At 40.7% G+C, this 1413-nt stretch carries 2 protein-coding genes; both read right to left on the reverse strand.

Features of this window, described 5'->3' with window-relative positions; all coding sequences use genetic code 11:
* Positions 1 to 22: 22 nt before the first annotated feature.
* Positions 23 to 1006: an ISAon1 family transposase gene (locus EM932_RS20630; RefSeq protein ID WP_456236432.1), complete on the reverse strand. Its 984-nt coding sequence runs from the start codon at positions 1004 to 1006 to the stop codon at positions 23 to 25.
* Positions 990 to 1349 carry an ISAon1 family transposase N-terminal region protein gene (locus EM932_RS20635; protein ID WP_135879099.1) on the reverse strand — a complete coding sequence of 120 codons (360 nt, stop codon included), beginning with the start codon at positions 1347 to 1349 and terminating at the stop codon, positions 990 to 992. The genes EM932_RS20630 and EM932_RS20635 overlap by 17 nt, the downstream gene beginning before the upstream one ends.
* Positions 1350 to 1413: the final 64 nt, after the last annotated feature.

Raw genomic sequence — 1413 nt, forward strand, 5'->3', positions numbered from 1 at the left:
GGATCATGTGCAAAAGTTGTGTTTAGGCAAAAATCCTAGTTAATCTGAAGAGGAAGAATTCTACATTTTTGACACCCCTGAACTGAGCCCTGAAGGCTTTAATTTTAGCATTGAAAGATTCCGCCGAAGCATTGGTACTTCTGTTAATAAAGTAATTCAATATAGATCTGTAATTTATGGTGATAGTATTAGCTATGGTATTGAATGCCTTAAACCCTGTTTGCTCCACGTCTTTGTACCAATGCGCCAGTTTTGTGTAAGCAGTTTGTATAGAAGTAGCGGTATTGAAAATATTCCTGAGACCTTGCACCAAATCAAAGGCTATTTTGATGTCAGGATACTGCTCAAAGAGTATCTTGGATCTTAAATATTGACTTTGTGTCCAATTGTTAGGGGCTTTGTAGAGCAGGTACCTACTTCTTGCCAAGAGTTGTTTTCTAGTATCGCCATTGTCAAAGAGTTCCGGTCTATGTTCTGTTTGTTTGACCTTGGCATGTTTGATCTGTTCATTTTCTAGGTCTATGGCCTGCCAACGGTGCTTTATCCTAATATCCTGCAGGGCATCCAAGGCAAGTTTCTGTACATGGAAACGATCCGTGACCTGTACAGCTTTAGGGAAGCATTTCCTGGCAATGACCTTCATGGAGTTGGCCATATCCAGAGTGATCTCCTTGACCATGTTTCTTTTGGAGCGAGGGACCTTAAGGAGCTGTTCGATAATGGGTTCCACTTTGGTTCCGGCCAGGATAGCTACAATAGCACCTTTCTTGCCCTTGGCTTTTTTGTTGGTAATGATGGTATAGAGTTCCCCTTTAGAGAGCGCCGTCTCATCAATGGAGAGATACTTCCCCATGTTCTGGGGAAAGACCAGCCACTGTTTGGCATGCGGCTTATCCTTCCACTGTTTAAACTCGCTCAGGTAATCTCTGTACTGGCGTTGTAGCCTTTTACCATTGACACCGTAGAACCCACCGATTGTATGGCAGTCGTTAGCCTTTGTAGTTATTAAGTACTTTTAAAAAAGCAGCGAACTCTACTGTCATACGAGTTCCCTGTGCTACTAAGTCCCAATCCCTTTGAACAATCGCTTTGGTCTTCTTGTCCAACCAACGACGACGTTTAATATGAAGATACACCTTCTTGCCTCGAACTGGAAAATCCTGAATAGTAATTGCCTTATGGAAACCATGAGCGATCACCGTTTTAGAAGAAAACTCTAAGGGTATTTTTATCTTTTCTTCAAAATGAAGATGAAGAACATCTTTATCTATTTCATGTTTGGCAATATCAAAATGGGTAATCAATAGCTCTGGCAAGAGAACTTTCAGTAGGTCAATATATGGATCCAATCTTCTTTTTTTTACAAAAATATCATTCTACTTTGAATTCACACACAACTTTTGGGATTGATCC

This window comes from Flavivirga rizhaonensis (assembly GCF_004791695.1).
Classification (GTDB): Bacteria; Bacteroidota; Bacteroidia; order Flavobacteriales; family Flavobacteriaceae; genus Flavivirga; species Flavivirga rizhaonensis.